Below are 15,401 nucleotides of genomic sequence, written 5' to 3'. Positions count from 1 at the left end.
CATGTCCCAAAATGCCCAAATCGTCATGGACGCGGTGCGCGCCGCCGACCACGACCGCTATCTCACCGCGCTCTACGCGCCGGCCGACAAGCGCGACGCGCTGTTTTCGCTCTACGCTTTCAATGCCGAGATCGCTGGCATCCGGGATCGCATTCACGAGCCGTTGCCCGGCGAAGTACGGCTGCAATGGTGGCGCGATGTCGTTGCCACCGGCGGCGAGGCGGGTGCCGGCCATCCTGTTGCCGATTCCCTGAACACCAGCATTGCTGCGTTCAACTTGCCGAAACCGGCCTTCGACAACATGCTCGAGGCGCGTATTTTCGATCTCTATGACGATCCGATGCCGTCGCGCATCGATCTCGAAGGCTATTGCGGCGAGACGGCAGCCGCGCTCATCCAGCTTGCGGCGATGGTGCTCGATCCCGTCGAGGCACCGCGTTTTGCCGAACTGGCGGGTAGGGCCGGCTGCGCCCAGGCGATAACTGGCCTATTGCTCCTGCTGCCACTGCACCGCAAACGTGGCCAGTGTTTTGTCCCGGTCGATATCCTGGCGGCGGCGGGCTCTTCGCCGGAAGAGTTTGTTGCCGGTGACGGCGGCCCCGGCGCCAAGCGCGCGGTGGCGGCGATGATCGCGCTGGCGTGGGACCATCTTTCCGCCTTCGAGCAAGGGGCGTCGGCGCTGCCGGTCTCGCTGCGTCCGGCATTTCTGCCGCTGGCCCTGTCGCGCGCTTACCTGACGAAAATGGAGAGTGGCTCGCCTCTCGACGGCGTTACGCGGCTGTCGGCCCTGCGCCGGCATTGGCTGCTGCTGCGTCGAGCAGGCAAGGGCTGGCCGGCACTTTGACGTAAACGTCAATCATGCTAAGGATTCGGCCGAGTTGGGAACTGTCGCCTAAGACGACAAGCCGGCCCGGAGGAAATCCATGAGTTTGCCCGTTCTGGTCGCGATCGTCGTCCTTGGCATTGCGCTGTCGGTCGCCGCGGTGCATTTCACCGGCGGCAGCAAGACAGCGGCGCTGGCCGGCCCGGATCAGGCGCTGACCCGTTTCGCCGAAGATTTTCCCGATGACATTGCTACGCGGGTTCGCCTGACGGCGGATGCCAGGACAGCATTTCTGGATATCGGGCAAGGGCGCATCGGAATCGTGCATGGCATCGGCGACTGCTTTTTGACGCGCGCATCGTCACGCCTCGCGATGTCACGGCTCTGGTGGCCGAGGGGGCCGGCGTGGTCTCGTTTCGACTTGCCGATTTCACCTGGAAGGGAGGCCGCTTCAGCTTTGCCGACGCCGTTGATGCGCAGGACCTGCTGAACGCTCTCGGGTCGCAACACCGCAATTCCGCCAAGGGGGCCGCGTGATGGACAGTTACGATTTCCCGCAGGTCACTCAGCTGGCCATTCCGTTCTTCGTCGCAGCGATCCTGATCGAACTATGGCTGGTGCGCACCGGCCGCGCCAAGGGTTCGTTCGAGACGCGAGACACGCTGACCAGCCTGATGATGGGCACCGGCAATGTCGTCGCCGGGCTGCTGCTTGGCGTCGTGTCCTACTGGGCACTCCTGTGGCTGTGGCAATACCGGATCTTCAATCTCGGCCTGTCGTTGTGGGTGTTCCTGGCCGCTTTCCTGCTCGATGATCTGCGCTACTATGTCTATCACCGCACTGCGCACCGGGTGCGCTGGGTGTGGGCCGAGCACGTCAACCATCATTCCAGCCAGCACTACAATCTGTCGACGGCACTGAGACAAAGCTGGACCGGGCTGTTCACCTTCATGTTCGTGCTGCAGGCGCCGCTGGTGCTGCTCGGCTTCCATCCGGCGGTGATTGCCTTCACCTTCGGCTTCAATCTCGTCTGGCAGTTCTGGATTCACACCGAGACCATCGGCAAGATGTGGGGCTGGTTCGAATTCGTCTTCAACACACCCTCGCATCACCGCGTCCACCACGCCACCAATCCGCGCTACCTCGATGCCAACTATGCCGGCACGCTGATCATCTGGGACCGCATGTTCGGCACCTTCGTCGAGGAATTGGAAGAGGACCGGCCGCGCTACGGCATCGTCAAGAATATCGGCACCTTCAATCCGCTGAAAGTGGCGTTCCACGAATGGATCGGCATGTTCGCGGATGCCTTTGCGCCAGGGCTTACGCCGGGCGATCGCCTGAACTACCTGATCAAGCCGCCCGGCTGGAGCCACGATGGCTCGCGCGAAACCTCGGAGAGCCTGAAGGCCGCCTATGTCAGGCGGAATCCCAGCGAGGCGGGCAAGCCGGGCCTGCCGGCTGCAAGTGTCGAGCCGGCGGAATAGCTGCTTTTATCATGAGGGCTCGTTCGAGCCACCATCGCGCATCAGTGTCTCGTAGTCGCGGCCGCCGTAGAAAATGTTGACGATACGGACGAGATCGTCTTCCACGATGTAGGCGATGACAGCAGAGTGCTCGAACGGCACCGTTCGCAATCCTGGCACGATGTCGTCACGAGAACGGCCACCCCGAGGCGCGTTGCCAATGCTCTGGCAGCGGTCTTCGATGCGCAACACGAATCTCAGCGCTACGTCTGGACTTCCGGTTGCCTCGGTTATGTGTATGAAAATGTTGGTAAGATCGTCGCTGGCACTTTCGCGATACTCGACTTCAAGCCGCCGAATCATCAGCGCGGCTCGAATATTGCCCAGCGAATTTCTTAAGCCGGTCGCGAATCTCTTCTCCAGAAAGGTTCGGTCTCGTGTCCTCGATCGATGCCGTCACCCGCGCCCGGATCGACGCCATCCGCTCGGTATGCTCTTCCTCCTCGCGCTGGAAAGCGCGAAGTGCGGCGCGGATGACCTCGCTCGCCGAGCCGAAGGAGCCGTCCTGGACTTTCTCGCGGATCATGCGCGCCATGGCGGGCGTGACGGTGACGGACAGTTTTTCAGCGGCTTCCATGGATGTCTCTCTTAGGGATAGGTAGGATATTATCCCACTTTACGCCAGGGGTCCATCAGGCCGGCAAGTCTATTCCGCTGCTTCTGCCGTTTGCGCCGCCAATCCCAGCCATTGCCGGCAGTCGGCCTGCGCTCGCGAAGTGATCGCATGCCGTTTGGCGACCGTCTTGTCCTTGCCGCGCATGCGTTTGCCCTCGGTCTTCGGGGCTTCGACGGGTGGAAACAGGCCGAAATTGACATTCATCGGCTGGAAGGAGCGTTTCCCGGGTTCGTCATCGGAAACGATGTGGCCGCCGGTGATGTGGTTGAGCAAGGCACCGAAAGCCGTGGTGAGCGGCGGCAGCGAGGGTGCATGGCCGAGCCTTTCGGCGGCGGCGAAGCGTCCGGCGAGCAGGCCGATCGCGGCGCTCTCGACGTAGCCCTCGCAGCCGGTGATCTGGCCGGCAAAGCGCAGGCCGGGGCGCGACTTCAGCTGCAGCGAGGCATCGAGCAAGGTCGGCGAGTTGATGTAGGTGTTGCGGTGCAGGCCGCCGAGGCGAGCGAAATCGGCATTTTCGAGGCCCGGGATGGTGCGGAACACGCGCACCTGTTCGGCATGCTTCAGCTTGGTCTGGAAGCCGACCATGTTGTAGAGCGTGCCCAGCGCATTGTCCTGCCGCAGCTGCACGACGGCATAAGCCTTCACCGTCGGATTGTGCGCATTGGTTAGCCCCATCGGCTTCATCGGTCCGTAGCGCAGCGTCTCGACGCCGCGTTCGGCCATGATCTCGATCGGCAGGCAGCCGTCGAAATAGGGCGTACCTTCCCATTGTTTGAATTCGGTTTTCTGGCCGTCGACCAGCGCCTGTACGAAGGCAAGGTACTGGTCCTTGTCGAGGGGACAGTTGATGTAGTCCTTGCCGGTGCCGCCTGGCCCGACCTTGTCGTAGCGCGACTGGAACCAGCAAGTGTCCATGTCGATCGTATCGAAATGGATGATCGGCGCGATGGCATCGAAGAAGGCGAGCGCGTCGGCGCCGGTCGCCTCGGCGATCGACTGGGCGAGCGAAGGCGCGGTCAGCGGACCCGTAGCGATGATCGCCTGATCCCAATCCGCCGGCGGCAGGCCCGACACTTCCTCGCGCTGGATGGTGATCAGCGGGTGCGCTTCGAGCTTTTTCGTCACGGCGTCGGAGAAGCCGTCGCGGTCGACGGCAAGCGCGCCACCCGCCGGCACCTGGTTGGCGTCGCCGGCACTCATGATCAAGGAGCCAGCCAGCCGCATTTCGGCGTGCAACAGGCCGACGGCGTTGTTTTCGGCGTCGTCGGAACGGAACGAATTGGAACAGACGAGCTCGGCCAGACCATCGGTCTTGTGCGCATCGGTGCCGCGAACGGGCCGCATTTCATGCAGGACAACCGGCACGCCGGCTTGCGCCGCCTGCCAGGCAGCTTCGGAGCCAGCGAGGCCGCCGCCGATGATGTGGATGGGATTTTTGCTCATGAGCGCCGGAATAATCGCTTGGTGCGGCGATTGCAATTGCCGTGCGTGGTGCCGGGCAAAACAGCTACCGAAGGAACCAGCCCCTGAAAACAACAACACCCGCCGGGGGAGGAGGTCCGGCGGGTGTCGTTTTGGGGGTCGACCCTCGGGAGGAGGTGAAGGCCGACCGTATTCGTCATCGCCGGGGAGGAGGTCGGCTTTGACGAAATCTCTTTCGCTAATTTCGAAAGGGGCGAAACCCTTTTTTGGGGAACAGCGCCCGCCGCGGGAGGAGGTGCGGCGGGCGCCGTTTTGGTGGTCAACCCTTGGGAGGAGGTAAGGGGTGACCGTATTCGTCAAGGTCGGGGAGGAGGTCGACCCTGGCGAAATTCCTGGATTAGATCGCCCGGCGGGCGACGCTCTTGATTTCGTCGCGGACGATACCAAGATCATGCAGCTGGCGGTTCGAAAGGCGACCCAGCTCAGAAACCGTCTCGCGATAAACGCGCCAGTTACGATAGTTGCGGATCAGGTTCATTGTCGTTCTCTTTTTCAAAACTGGTTCGGACCATTTGCGGTCCGAAGAGTTAGACCGCCTTGCGAGCGACGTAAGGAATGTCGCTGCGGCTGATGCCGAGGTCGGTCAGTTCACGGTTGCTCAGGCGGCTCAGCTCGGAGACAGTGTCCCGGTAGCGGCGCCAGTTGCGGTAGTTGCGGATCAGGTTCATGGTATTTCTCGTTTCGTCTTTCTTCCGGATCATTCCGTCTTTGTGTACGAACCATAGATAGGCGGGCTCATATCGATTTAAAAGCGCTATGGCTGCATGGCAGCAATGCAAATTGTGCAATGCAACATTAACGCGCGTTCACGGACCTGACACAAAGAAACCCGAATCGGAAAATGCCGTTGCGTCAACGGTTTGACCGGGTCGGCTGAAAAAACGACCGAACTGGGGAGGGGCAGTATGGCGAGCTATTCGTCGCGGGTCAGGTCCGATATCGCGCGCTGGCAACAGACCGGCCTGATCGACGCGGCGACCGCCGATTCCCTGGCGCGCGACGTCGAGGCCAACGAGCGCAAATCGCTCAGCTTCGGCTCGATCCTGGCGATGATGGCCGCCTTGCTGTTCGGCGCCGCCATCCTGATTTTCGTCGCCGCCAACTGGGACGCGATCCCGCGGCTGGCAAGGGTAGCGGCACTGTTTGCCGTCATCCTTGGCGGCTATGTCGGCGGTGCGGTGCTGAAGACGCGCGACCATGCGGCGATCGGCGAGGCGCTGTGGATCGTGGCGGCCGCGGCTTTCGGCGGTTCGATCGCACTGATCGGCCAGATGTATCACCTGTCTGGCGACGAGGCGTCTGCTTTGGTCACCTGGGGTGCCGGTACGGCATTGGCGGCAGTCGCGCTGCGTTCGAACCCGCTGACCGTCGCATCGGTCGGCATCGCCGATGCCTGGCTGTTCCTGAAAGGGTTCGACTATTTCAATCGCAGCGAATTTCCGCATGCCTTCGTCGTCATGGCGATCGTGCTGTTTGCCGTCTCGTTCTGGACCCGCAGCCAGCCGGCGCGACACCTCATTATCCTGTCGCTGCTCTTCTATCTCGTGCTGTTCGCCATGGATCACTCGACGCTGCAGGTGGCAATTCCTCTTGTCATCGTGTCGGTGCTGCTGTTCGCGGCTTCCGTCCTCGCGCCGGATCAGGTCGACAAGATGGTCCAGCTCGGCGGCCGCTTGCCCTTGCACGCCTTGCTCGGCTTCCTCACCGGCCTGGCAATGATCCAGTTCGAGTTGGCCGACAAAAGCACCTACGACAGTGGTTTTGCCATCGCCTCGGTCGTCGCGCTGGCCGGCATCGTCGCGGCCATCGTGCTGGCGGGCCGGGAGAGCCGTGGGCTGCGCTGGCTTGCCTATCTCGGCTTCGCCTTCGAACTCGCCATCATCTATGTCGTGACCTTGCAATCGATGCTCGATACGGCGGGCTTCTTCCTTGCCGCAGCGGTGCTGCTCGGCATCCTTGCGCTCGTCATCATCCGCGTGGAAAAGCGCATGAAAGGTCCAGCAACCGGGGGAGCCACGGCATGATGACCGGAAAGCGGCTGATCATCTCGGCGCTGGTGCTGGCGCTCGTCCAGATAGGCTTCCTGAGCTGGATCATCGCCGGCCGGGCGGCGATCCTGCGCAACGGCAAGGAGGTGCTGCTGAAGATCGAACCCGTCGATCCACGCGATCTCCTGCGCGGCGACTACATCATCCTCGGCTACGAGATTTCGCGGATACCGGTGAAAATGATCGCCAACATTCCGGCCGACAAATTCTCCAGCGATGACACGCCGATCGTGGTCCGACTGAAGAAGGGCGCCGACGGCTACTGGACGCCGACCGCCGCCTGGTTCGGCAAGGCACCGACGCCGGCCGCCGCCGACGAGGCCGATATATCAGGCCATGTCGCCGAAGGCTGGGACCTTCGCGGCGAGGGAATGACCATCGCGCCGGATTATGGCATCGAACGCTTCTATCTGCCGGAGGGCGAGGGGATGGCGATCCAGAACGACATGCGGGTGCGTCCGTTCGGGATACGCCTCGCGCTCTCCGGCGATGGCACCGCCCAGATCAAGGCGCTGGTGGATGGCGACAAGACGCTGTTCGAGGAGCCACTCTACTGAAATGTCCGTGCCTGCCGTGGTGTGAAACATGCCAATTACCCTGACGACGCGTGAAGACATCAACCTCGACACTGTTTTTCGCGTCGCCTGGAAAAAGGACACGGTGGAGATCGGCGAGAAGGCCCTGTGGCGCATCGCCGACTGCCGCGCCTCGTTCCTGAAGCTGATTGAAACCGATCCGCCACCGGTGATCTATGGTGTCACCACCGCCATGGGGGAATTGGCGAGCCAACGGCTCGCGCATGACGAGCGGGACCGCCATGCGCGCATCAAGGCGTTCGCCGCCGCAACCTCGTTCGGTGAGCCTTTGCCTGATCGCGTGGTCAGGGCGATCGTGCTTGCCCGCCTGACGAACTTCATCGAGGGCAACGCCGCCACCACGCCGCGCATCGCGCTCGCCGTTGCCGCGATGCTCGACGGCGGCCCGATGCCAATGGTGCCGGCCGCAGGTCAGGGCGGCGCCGGCGAAATCCTGGCGCTCTATCCGCTGTTTGCCGAGCTTTCGACGCGTTTCGACCTGGAGGTCAAGGAACGGGGCTCGCTGATCAACGGCTCGCCCTGTGCTGCTGCCCTGGTGGCCGACGCGGCGCTCGCGGCGCGCCGCCGCATCCGGATCGCGCACAAGGTGTTCGCGCTGTCGATCGAAGCGTTTCGCGCTCCGCTCGAACACTACGACGCGGCGCTCGACGCGCTCTGGGGCGATGAGCACGAGGCGGCGGCCCTCCAGGGGCTGCGGCAATTCCTGGTCGATGCCGGAGATGGCAGGCGCAACTATCAGGCGCCGGTCAGCTACCGCATCGTGCCGCGCGTTCTCGGCCATGCGCATCGTGCACTCTCGTCGGCCGAGCGGGCCGCAGACGTTTCGCTGGCCTCGATATCGGACAATCCGGTCTATGTCCCGCCCGACGACGCGCACCCGTTGGGGCGCTGCATCAGTACGGGCGGCTATCACAACGCCATGGCGACGCCTGCTCTGGACGACCTTGCGGCGATATGGGCCGATATCTGCCTGCTCTGCGACCGTCACGCCTCCAAGCTTCTGAATGGCAAGGTGTCGCTGCTGCCCGATCTCCTGATGACCGGGCGGCATTGGGCCGACAGCGACGGCCACGGCAATGTCGGCTATGTACCGATGGCGATTACCGGCTATCTCGAGCAGGCCAAGCTTGCTGCGCAGCGCACCTTCATTCCAGGAACGGAATCAGCCGGCGCCGGGCAGGACGATGTCGCCACCACGGCGTTCTTCGCATGGACCAAGGAGGCCACCGCCGGCCGCTGCGTCGACGCGGCGGTGGCAATGCTGGCAATGATGGCCTCGCAGGCGCTGCACGTCACCCGGCGTGCGCCACCGCCGGCCCTGCGGTCATTCGTCGACGAAATCAGAAGTGTCGTGCCGCCTGTCGGCGAGGATCGGGTGCTGGGGCCGGAGCTTGCAAAGCTGGCCGAGTGGTTCACACGTCAGGTCTTCGAGACGTAGGCCGCCGATTTTTTGGCGGCGTCGCTTCTCCGGGCTTATGGCGAGATTGGCAAGGCTGGCTGACTGTCGTTTCAGCGAAGTTTTCTGCGCAGCAGGCTAAAGTCGACAAGGCGCAAGAGTCTGGTTTTGTCGGCCATGAACTTGTCGAAGGCCGCATCAAAATCATTGCCGACCGATCGCCATTCGTCTTTCAACTCGCGAACGCGTCGGGCACGCAGCCAGTTCTTTATCTTCGCGCGAGTCCCCTTCGGCTTCAAAATGACGCCACAGCCGTAGTCGGCATCCACCGTAAAATAGTCAAGATCCGGATTGCCCAGCACGAAATCGATGTATGCCTTGTAAGTCACGCCACACCACTCGCCGTGGAAGAAGGAGGGATTGGCTGCAGCCCGATTTGGGGGCAGGCAGTCATGCACCACCACGGCACCCCCGGGCGACACCATGCGGAAAGCCTCCCTGATATCTCGCGCCGAGCACTCGTATGTGTGATGCGGATCGACGAACACGATGTCGAACGTCCGTCCCTTCAGGCGCGTGTCATTGAGACATGCCGCGATATCCTCGTCCGCGGAGGTGAAATCCACCGGGAGGCCATCGAGCGGCGGCTCGGTCGCCCGATACACCAGACGCATGCAGGGGCGAAAACCCAATTGCCGTGCTTCCGCGTATCTGAAGCCTGTGGTGCTCGTGTTGATCTCGAGGTAGCTCGTGAGCCCGAAGCGAACCGAGAGCAGCCCACAGATGTGCGCTTTGTTCCAGTACTCAACCGTCATCATTGCCCCGCGTTTCCCAGGCAATGAGTTGATCTCATTGCCGGCTGTCTCTCAAGCGATCAATCAGCAGGACTTTCGATCGGCGCATGGCCGCGCCGGGGAAAACAGAGTCACGAACACGAAGAGGCGGATGAAACGGCCAAGGTGGCGAGTGGTGCGGATGAAGGGACTCGAACCCCCACGCCTTTCGGCACTGGAACCTAAATCCAGGGCGTCTACCAGTTCCGCCACATCCGCATGAACCGGCAATCCCATGTAGCCATCATTCTGTCAATGTCAGGGCCGAAATGATGGCTATTCGCCGAAATGCGAAGATGGTTGAAAATTAGGCTCGCCTGTGACAAAAGGCGTGTCGAATGTGACGGGACGCGACGATCCGCTTCTGCAAAATGTGATAAGAAGTAGGAAAAACAAAGACTTATTCACATTTTGGAACGCAGTTTGGGAGAATTTGAGCCGTATTTTCGGTCAAATCGCCAGGTTCCGTACCAAAAGCCATTCCCGGCAAGAATATACCGGCAGGCTGTGAACGGCAGAAAGCCGTTTGGCAGCCTCATTGGTGAAAACAAAGGTTTTACGATGCAGGTCACCGAAACACTCAACTCCGGTCTCAAGCGCGAGATCAAGATCACCGTGCCGGCCGGTGACATGGAAGCCAAGCTGATGGCGCGGCTTTCGGACGCCAGGAACAAGGTCCGCATCAATGGCTTCCGTCCCGGCAAGGTGCCGGTGCAGCACCTGCGCAAGGTCTACGGCAAGTCGTTCATGGCCGAAGTGGTCAATGAGATCCTCAACGATTCGACCCGTTCGATCATTTCGGGCCGCGGCGAAAAGGCCGCCATGCAGCCCGAGGTCATCATGACCGAGGACGAGAAGGAAGCCGAGAAGATCCTGGCTGGCGGCGCCGACTTCGAATTCCGCCTCAACTACGAAATCATTCCGGCGATCGAGATCAAGGATTTCTCCGACATCAAGGTGACGCGTCAGGTGTTCGACGTGCCTGACACCGAGATCGACGAGCAGGTCCAGCGCGTTGCCGAATCGGCACGCAGCTACGAGCCGAAGACCGGCAAGGCGGCCAATGGCGACCGCGTGACGATCGACTATGTCGGCAAGATCGACGGCGAGGCCTTCGCGGGCGGCGCCGGCACCGATCAGCCGCTGGTGCTGGGCTCCAAGGAATTCATCCCGGGTTTCGAGGATCAGCTGGTCGGCGCCAAGGCCGGTGACGAAAAGCAGGTCACCGTGACCTTCCCGGAGAATTACCAGGCGGCGAACCTGGCCGGCAAGGAGGCGACCTTCGACGTCACCGTCAAGGAAGTCTCCCAGCCCGGCGCGCTGGAAATCAACGATGAGACCGCCAAGAACCTCGGCCTGGAGTCGCTGGAGCGCCTGCGTGACGTGGTGCGTGGCCAGATCGAGAACCAGTTCGGAGCCATGACGCGCCAGAAGGTCAAGCGCCAGCTGCTCGACCAGCTCGACGCGTCCTACTCGTTCGAGGCGCCGTCGAAGCTCGTCGACGCCGAGTTCAACAACATCTGGGCGCAGGTCAATCGTGACCTGGAGGCGGCCGGACGCACCTTCGCCGACGAAGAGACGACGGAAGAAGAGGCACGCGCCGAATATCTGCGTCTAGCCGAACGCCGCGTGCGTCTCGGCCTGGTGCTGGCTGAAATCGGCGAGAAGGCCGGCGTCACCGTGTCGGATGAAGAGTTGCAGCGCGGTCTGTTCGAGCAGGTGCGTCGCTATCCGGCCAACCAGCAGCAGGAAGTCTTCGAGTTCTACCGCAGCAATCCGGAAGCGCTGAACACGCTGCGCGCGCCGATGTTCGAGGAGAAGGTGGTCGACCATCTGCTCGGCCAGATCTCCGTCACCGACGTCAAGGTCAGCAAGGAAGAGCTGATGGCCGACGATGAGGAGGCTGAAACCACGACCAAGGCGAAGCCGGCGAAGAAGGCGGCCGCCAAGAAGGCCGACGACAAGAAGGCCGACGAGGCGGAAGAGCCCAAGAAGAAGGCCGCGCCGAAGAAGAAGGCCGCCAAGGACGCCGAATAATCCGAGCATTTCGTTGAAACAGCAAAGGCCGCCCTCGAGGCGGCCTTTTTGTTGCGAAACTGCAACAGCCGGAACGCTTCGCGAGCGATGGCCTGTAGCGATACCAAGCTTTGATTCTTATCTGCGCTTGTATCGCAAGCCGCTTGGCTGTTGGAGGGCGTGTTGAGGCTGTTGGTTGAAGTGGGACACGCTGCGGCAATCGCGCTGGTTCTTGTCTCGGTCTGTGGCATTGCCCAAGCCGATACGGTTCTTGACAATTGGCGGTTCGGTACGGGCGAAGACGGTCTCGTCACGGCATCGCTTTATGCGACCAACAAGCTGATCACCGGCGGCGGCGCCTTGAGCTACAGCCCGATCCTGACGATTGCCTGCCGGGCAAACAGCGAACCGCGCTGGACAGAATGGCTGCAGCTGAATGACGCCGTCTCAGCCAGCCGCAGGATCACCATGTCTGTCACGGTCGACCAGGGCAGCAAGTTCGCTGAGAGTTGGTCGGTCGGGCCGCGCGGCAGGATGCTGGTTCGCGACGGTGCCGACGGCATCAGACGCCTTGTTTCCGCAAGCCGACTGTTGCTTTCCTGGCGGTTCGGGCTGCTGTCGGGGCGCGGCGAGGCCGATTTCGATCTCGCCGGGCTCGGCGAAGCCGTCGACCAGATTGCCGGCAGCTGCAAGACTGATCCGCCGTAATCGCAGCGCGAGACCAGGGCAACGACAGGCGCGGCGTTTTCGAAGGGCCTCATCCCGCCATTGGCATCTCGCTGACGAAGGCGACCTTGTCGTCGCGTCAGCGGCACCATTTCTCGACGGCGATTGCAATTGCCTTTGTGCAATCGACGAGATCCCGCACCGAAACGCGCTCGTTCGGCTGATGCGCCTGCGCCGGATCGCCGGGACCGAAGTTGACCGTCGGCGTGTTGCCAAGGCCTGTCGGCAGGCCGATGTCGCTGTGTGCGCCAAAACCGCTCAGGACGGGCGACAGCTTGGCTTCCTCGACAGCCAGCTGGAAGACGCCGATGAACGGATTGTCCGACGGGATCTCGGCGCAATCCGCGTCGAGGATCCATTCGACGCGGGCAGGGTGCTGGCGCAGATAGGGATCAGCCTGGCAGACATTGGCGATATGCTCTTCGATTTCGCGCTTGACGTTGCCGCCCAGCCTGAACTCGTCATGCTCGCTTGGCAGATACTGCGCGTCGATGATGATCTCGCCGCGTCCTGCCATGGAGGAGGGGTGTTCGCCGGCATTGATCTGGGTGACGATGATCTGGTTCGGCAGGTCCATCAGCGGATGGTTCTTCTTCGGATCGAACATCCAGCGCCGGTTGAGAATGTCGATGCCGTCGAGGATCTGCCGGCAAAGCTGGACGGCGTCGACCGGGCCGCTCGAGTACCAGGCGTTCGGCGTCAGTTCCGCGTGGCCGCCTATGCCGTCGATGATGATCTTTCCCCACAAAATGCCGTGACAGAGCGGCGCGATCTTGTTCGCCGTCGGTTCGGTCATGATGCCGGCGTCGGCGTGAAAGCCGCGATCGACCATGGCGAGCGAACCCATGCCACCGATTTCCTCATCGACGACGGTGGTGAAGACGACGTCTCCGGACAGGGGAATGTCGAGCTCCTTCAGGATTTCGATGGCCATCAGCATGCAGGCAACGCCGCCTTTCATGTCGACCGTGCCGCGGCCGTGCAGAAATCCGTCCTTGAGAACGGGCTGGAACGGGTCGGTCGTCCAATGGCTGGCGGCACCCGGTGGCACAACGTCGATGTGGCCGGTCAGCATGATGGAGCGCCCGCCGCCCGTGCCCTTCAGGACGCCGCCCAGATTGGGTCTGCCCTCGAACGTCCTGCCCTTGTTGGCGCCGGCGCGACCCTTGTATTTCTCGTAGAGTGCCGGGCCGTCCGGGTCCCAGAGATCGGTCGAGAAGCCGAGCGCCTCGATGCGTTTTTGCAGATAGAGCTGGCAATCACGCTCACCGGGGCCAGCGTCCTTCGGATTGGATTTCACAATCGAGGGGAAAGCGACGAGATCGCTCAGCGTTGCGACGATGCGATCGGCGGTTGCCTCGACGCGCGCGGCAATGATCTCTTCAATGGAAGGCATTATGATCTCCAACGTTGGGAAAGTCGGTCGACGAGAAGGACGAAAACCAGTAGGGCGCCGACAATTCCCACCTGCCAGACCGTATTGATGTTCAGTTGCAGAAGACCGGTCTTCAGCGTGACCAGGAGCAGGACGGCCGCGAACACGCCGCCGACGCCGCCACGTCCGCCGGTGATGGCAATGCCCCCAAGCATGGCGGCAGTCAGCGATTCAAGCTCGAGGTTCTGGCCGATATTGGGCCGGCCGCTGCCGAGCCAGGCGAGCGAGACGAGACCGGCGGCACCGGCGAGCGCGCCACTCAAGGAGTAGAGGATGAAGCGAACGCGGTCGACCGGAATGCCGACCAGTTTGGCCGAGCGTTCATTGAAGCCCATCGCGTAGATCCAGCGCCCCCAGGCCGTCGAGAGCAGTACCAGGCCGGCCAGAGCAAAGCAGGGGATGGCAAGCGTGAGGAAGGGCACGGGAATGCCCATGACGACGCCGCGCCCCCACAGGAGCAGCCAGGGGGGTACGCCTGCCTGGGCCGCGCCGCCGGTGACGGCAAGGGCTGCGCCGGAATAGACGAAGAATGTGCCCAGTGTCGCGATGAAGGGAAGAAGCGCGAGCCCGTTCACCAGCCATCCGTTCAAGGCACCGAGCATCGCGCCCGCCAGAATGCAGACGACAGGCAGCAGAACGGGCGGCAAGCCCAGCTTTACGCAGAGCATTCCAACGATGGCGGAGAGCGAGACCGCGCCGCCGACCGACAGGTCGATGCCCGCGCCGCCGGCCAGGATGACCAGCCCTTGCCCAAGGCCGACCAGGGCCAGGATCGTCGAGAACTGAAGAATGGTGGTAACTGTGCCCAGATTATAGACTGAAGGCTTGAGCGCTAGCAGGCCAACAATCACGATCAGCCAAAGCCCGCACAACAAAGCCAGGGTGAGGGCCGGGCCCTGCAGGTTCCGAAGCGTCTTCATGCGCGGGCTCGCAGGAGCTGGACCACAGGGAAGCGGTTGGAGATGGCTTCGAAGCCAAGCACGCCGATGATGAGAACGCCGGTGACGACAGGCTGCCAGAGCGAAGGGACACCGATCAAAAGCAGTCCGTTCTGAAGAATTCTCAGCAGAAGCACGCCGAGCACCGTGCCGATCAGGCTGCATTTGCCGCCCAATATGCTTGTGCCGCCAAGAATGACCGCGGCAATGGCATCCAGCGCCAGCGTACTGCCGATCGTCATTTCCACATTGCGGTAGGTGGCGACATAGAAAGTGGCGGCAATGCCGGTCAGGACCCCGCTGATGACGAAGGTCATGAAGCGGGTCCTGATGACCGGGATGCCCGACAGTCGCGCCTTTTCCTCCGAATTGCCGATCGCCAGCAAGTGCAGCCCATAGGGGGTTCGCCGAAGCGCCAGCCAGACGACCAGATAGGCAGCGGCAATCACCAAAGCAGGGACGGGGACGCCGAGCACGGTGGTTGCCAGCAGATTGGTGAGGCTCGCGGGCAAGCCGGAAAGCCATTGCCCGCCGAGAAGGACAAACACAGCTGTGCGGTAGACGCCGAGCAGGCCGAGCGTTCCGACGATTGCCGGAACGCGGCCGAGAACGACGACGGTGGCGGTCACGCATCCCAGCAGCGCGCCCACCGCGGGGCCCCCGACGAGCGCCAGCACCGGATTGCCGTCGGCACCGAGCACGCGGCCGATTGCGATGGCCGCCAGCCCCATGACGATTCCGATCGACACATCGATGCCGCCCATGGCCAGCAACAATGTCATGCCAAGGCCGATCAGCAACAGTTCGACGCTGTTGCGCAAGACCGTGGCTGCATTGCCTGACGTCGCGTAGTGGGGCGATGCGACAGAAAAGACGATGACCGCCAGCAAACAGGCGACAAGCAGAGACCACTCCCGCCTGTTCATGGAGAAGACACCGTTTCCAAACTGCCGCACCGCATTCATG

Annotated in this window: 17 protein-coding genes and 1 tRNA gene; 8 read left to right on the top strand and 10 right to left on the bottom strand. The window is 62.4% G+C overall.

Features of this window, described 5'->3' with window-relative positions:
* The first annotated feature begins 1 nt into the window (after window position 1).
* The 3 genes from NR193_RS09290 (at window position 2) to NR193_RS09280 (ending at window position 2,310) form a co-directional block, all read left to right on the top strand.
* The gene (locus NR193_RS09290) at window positions 2-844 is read left to right on the top strand and encodes a phytoene/squalene synthase family protein (protein ID WP_256750571.1); all 843 of its coding nucleotides are present in this window, start codon (window positions 2-4) and stop codon (window positions 842-844) included.
* Between the two features lie 79 nt (window positions 845-923).
* Complete coding sequence (locus tag NR193_RS09285) at window positions 924-1,313, top strand: hypothetical protein (protein WP_256750570.1); 390 nt, start codon at window positions 924-926, stop codon at window positions 1,311-1,313.
* A 46-nt stretch (window positions 1,314-1,359) separates the two neighbouring features.
* On the top strand, window positions 1,360-2,310 hold the full coding sequence (locus NR193_RS09280) for a sterol desaturase family protein (protein ID WP_256750569.1): 951 nt from the start codon (window positions 1,360-1,362) through the stop codon (window positions 2,308-2,310).
* Window positions 2,311-2,319: 9 nt separating this feature from the next.
* On the opposite strand, the gene NR193_RS09275 is transcribed toward NR193_RS09280, so the two are convergent.
* The 5 genes from NR193_RS09275 to NR193_RS09255 form a co-directional block, all read right to left on the bottom strand.
* Window positions 2,320-2,652 (bottom strand): type II toxin-antitoxin system RelE/ParE family toxin, encoded by a 333-nt coding sequence (locus NR193_RS09275; RefSeq protein WP_256750568.1) that lies wholly within the window; start codon window positions 2,650-2,652, stop codon window positions 2,320-2,322.
* Window positions 2,636-2,926 (bottom strand): type II toxin-antitoxin system ParD family antitoxin, encoded by a 291-nt coding sequence (locus NR193_RS09270; RefSeq protein ID WP_256750567.1) that lies wholly within the window; start codon window positions 2,924-2,926, stop codon window positions 2,636-2,638. Before NR193_RS09270 ends, NR193_RS09275 begins: the two co-directional genes overlap by 17 nt.
* Before the next feature lie 69 nt (window positions 2,927-2,995).
* Window positions 2,996-4,408: a methylenetetrahydrofolate--tRNA-(uracil(54)-C(5))-methyltransferase (FADH(2)-oxidizing) TrmFO gene (gene trmFO, locus NR193_RS09265; RefSeq protein ID WP_256750566.1), complete on the bottom strand. Its 1,413-nt coding sequence runs from the start codon at window positions 4,406-4,408 to the stop codon at window positions 2,996-2,998.
* Between the two features lie 376 nt (window positions 4,409-4,784).
* Window positions 4,785-4,925 carry a DUF1127 domain-containing protein gene (locus NR193_RS09260; RefSeq protein ID WP_256750565.1) on the bottom strand — a complete coding sequence of 47 codons (141 nt, stop codon included), beginning with the start codon at window positions 4,923-4,925 and terminating at the stop codon, window positions 4,785-4,787.
* Between the two features lie 49 nt (window positions 4,926-4,974).
* Window positions 4,975-5,115 carry a DUF1127 domain-containing protein gene (locus NR193_RS09255; RefSeq protein WP_013531315.1) on the bottom strand — a complete coding sequence of 47 codons (141 nt, stop codon included), beginning with the start codon at window positions 5,113-5,115 and terminating at the stop codon, window positions 4,975-4,977.
* Window positions 5,116-5,352: 237 nt separating this feature from the next.
* On the opposite strand from NR193_RS09255, the gene NR193_RS09250 reads away from it, so the two are divergent.
* Genes NR193_RS09250 through NR193_RS09240 form a run of 3 tightly spaced genes read left to right on the top strand, consistent with a single transcriptional unit; the run spans window position 5,353 to window position 8,529 of the window.
* Window positions 5,353-6,471 (top strand): DUF2157 domain-containing protein, encoded by a 1,119-nt coding sequence (locus NR193_RS09250; RefSeq protein ID WP_256750564.1) that lies wholly within the window; start codon window positions 5,353-5,355, stop codon window positions 6,469-6,471.
* On the top strand, window positions 6,468-7,052 hold the full coding sequence (locus NR193_RS09245; protein ID WP_256750563.1) for a GDYXXLXY domain-containing protein: 585 nt from the start codon (window positions 6,468-6,470) through the stop codon (window positions 7,050-7,052). Before NR193_RS09250 ends, NR193_RS09245 begins: the two co-directional genes overlap by 4 nt.
* 28 nt (window positions 7,053-7,080) lie before the next feature.
* Window positions 7,081-8,529, top strand: a complete 1,449-nt coding sequence (locus tag NR193_RS09240) for an aromatic amino acid lyase (protein WP_256750562.1) — start codon at window positions 7,081-7,083, stop codon at window positions 8,527-8,529.
* A 71-nt stretch (window positions 8,530-8,600) separates the two neighbouring features.
* Here NR193_RS09240 and NR193_RS09235 read toward each other — a convergent pair whose 3' ends face one another.
* Both NR193_RS09235 and NR193_RS09230 read right to left on the bottom strand, forming a co-directional pair.
* The gene (locus NR193_RS09235; RefSeq protein WP_256750561.1) at window positions 8,601-9,305 is read right to left on the bottom strand and encodes a class I SAM-dependent methyltransferase; all 705 of its coding nucleotides are present in this window, start codon (window positions 9,303-9,305) and stop codon (window positions 8,601-8,603) included.
* A 149-nt stretch (window positions 9,306-9,454) separates the two neighbouring features.
* A tRNA-Leu gene (locus NR193_RS09230) sits at window positions 9,455-9,539 on the bottom strand.
* Between the two features lie 342 nt (window positions 9,540-9,881).
* Here NR193_RS09230 and tig point away from each other — a divergent pair.
* Together tig and NR193_RS09220 are read left to right on the top strand one after the other, a co-directional pair.
* On the top strand, window positions 9,882-11,357 hold the full coding sequence (gene tig, locus NR193_RS09225) for a trigger factor (RefSeq protein WP_256750560.1): 1,476 nt from the start codon (window positions 9,882-9,884) through the stop codon (window positions 11,355-11,357).
* A gap of 162 nt (window positions 11,358-11,519) precedes the next feature.
* Complete coding sequence (locus NR193_RS09220; protein ID WP_256750559.1) at window positions 11,520-12,044, top strand: hypothetical protein; 525 nt, start codon at window positions 11,520-11,522, stop codon at window positions 12,042-12,044.
* A 97-nt stretch (window positions 12,045-12,141) separates the two neighbouring features.
* Here NR193_RS09220 and NR193_RS09215 read toward each other — a convergent pair whose 3' ends face one another.
* Genes NR193_RS09215 through NR193_RS09205 form a run of 3 tightly spaced genes read right to left on the bottom strand, consistent with a single transcriptional unit; the run spans window position 12,142 to window position 15,361 of the window.
* The gene (locus NR193_RS09215) at window positions 12,142-13,458 is read right to left on the bottom strand and encodes a M20 family metallopeptidase (RefSeq protein ID WP_256750558.1); all 1,317 of its coding nucleotides are present in this window, start codon (window positions 13,456-13,458) and stop codon (window positions 12,142-12,144) included.
* Window positions 13,458-14,417: an ABC transporter permease gene (locus NR193_RS09210; protein WP_256750557.1), complete on the bottom strand. Its 960-nt coding sequence runs from the start codon at window positions 14,415-14,417 to the stop codon at window positions 13,458-13,460. Before NR193_RS09210 ends, NR193_RS09215 begins: the two co-directional genes overlap by 1 nt.
* The gene (locus NR193_RS09205; RefSeq protein WP_256750556.1) at window positions 14,414-15,361 is read right to left on the bottom strand and encodes an ABC transporter permease; all 948 of its coding nucleotides are present in this window, start codon (window positions 15,359-15,361) and stop codon (window positions 14,414-14,416) included. Before NR193_RS09205 ends, NR193_RS09210 begins: the two co-directional genes overlap by 4 nt.
* Window positions 15,362-15,401: the final 40 nt, after the last annotated feature.

It is taken from the genome of Mesorhizobium sp. Mes31 (assembly GCF_024519675.1).
Classification (GTDB): domain Bacteria; phylum Pseudomonadota; class Alphaproteobacteria; order Rhizobiales; family Rhizobiaceae; genus Mesorhizobium.
This window is presented reverse-complemented; position numbering and strand designations above follow the sequence as displayed.

Excerpts from the sequence above, each read along its gene's own strand:
- NR193_RS09290 (WP_256750571.1), top strand. The coding sequence starts at position 2 with ATGTCCCAAAATGCCCAAATCGTCATGGACGCGGTGCGCGCCGCCGAC.
- NR193_RS09285 (WP_256750570.1), top strand. The coding sequence starts at position 924 with ATGAGTTTGCCCGTTCTGGTCGCGATCGTCGTCCTTGGCATTGCGCTG.
- NR193_RS09280 (WP_256750569.1), top strand. The coding sequence starts at position 1,360 with ATGGACAGTTACGATTTCCCGCAGGTCACTCAGCTGGCCATTCCGTTC.
- NR193_RS09275 (WP_256750568.1), bottom strand. The coding sequence starts at position 2,652 with ATGATTCGGCGGCTTGAAGTCGAGTATCGCGAAAGTGCCAGCGACGAT.
- NR193_RS09270 (WP_256750567.1), bottom strand. The coding sequence starts at position 2,926 with ATGGAAGCCGCTGAAAAACTGTCCGTCACCGTCACGCCCGCCATGGCG.
- trmFO (WP_256750566.1), bottom strand. The coding sequence starts at position 4,408 with ATGAGCAAAAATCCCATCCACATCATCGGCGGCGGCCTCGCTGGCTCC.
- NR193_RS09260 (WP_256750565.1), bottom strand. The coding sequence starts at position 4,925 with ATGAACCTGATCCGCAACTATCGTAACTGGCGCGTTTATCGCGAGACG.
- NR193_RS09255 (WP_013531315.1), bottom strand. The coding sequence starts at position 5,115 with ATGAACCTGATCCGCAACTACCGCAACTGGCGCCGCTACCGGGACACT.
- NR193_RS09250 (WP_256750564.1), top strand. The coding sequence starts at position 5,353 with ATGGCGAGCTATTCGTCGCGGGTCAGGTCCGATATCGCGCGCTGGCAA.
- NR193_RS09245 (WP_256750563.1), top strand. The coding sequence starts at position 6,468 with ATGATGACCGGAAAGCGGCTGATCATCTCGGCGCTGGTGCTGGCGCTC.
- NR193_RS09240 (WP_256750562.1), top strand. The coding sequence starts at position 7,081 with ATGCCAATTACCCTGACGACGCGTGAAGACATCAACCTCGACACTGTT.
- NR193_RS09235 (WP_256750561.1), bottom strand. The coding sequence starts at position 9,305 with ATGATGACGGTTGAGTACTGGAACAAAGCGCACATCTGTGGGCTGCTC.
- tig (WP_256750560.1), top strand. The coding sequence starts at position 9,882 with ATGCAGGTCACCGAAACACTCAACTCCGGTCTCAAGCGCGAGATCAAG.
- NR193_RS09215 (WP_256750558.1), bottom strand. The coding sequence starts at position 13,458 with ATGCCTTCCATTGAAGAGATCATTGCCGCGCGCGTCGAGGCAACCGCC.
- NR193_RS09210 (WP_256750557.1), bottom strand. The coding sequence starts at position 14,417 with ATGAAGACGCTTCGGAACCTGCAGGGCCCGGCCCTCACCCTGGCTTTG.
- NR193_RS09205 (WP_256750556.1), bottom strand. The coding sequence starts at position 15,361 with ATGAACAGGCGGGAGTGGTCTCTGCTTGTCGCCTGTTTGCTGGCGGTC.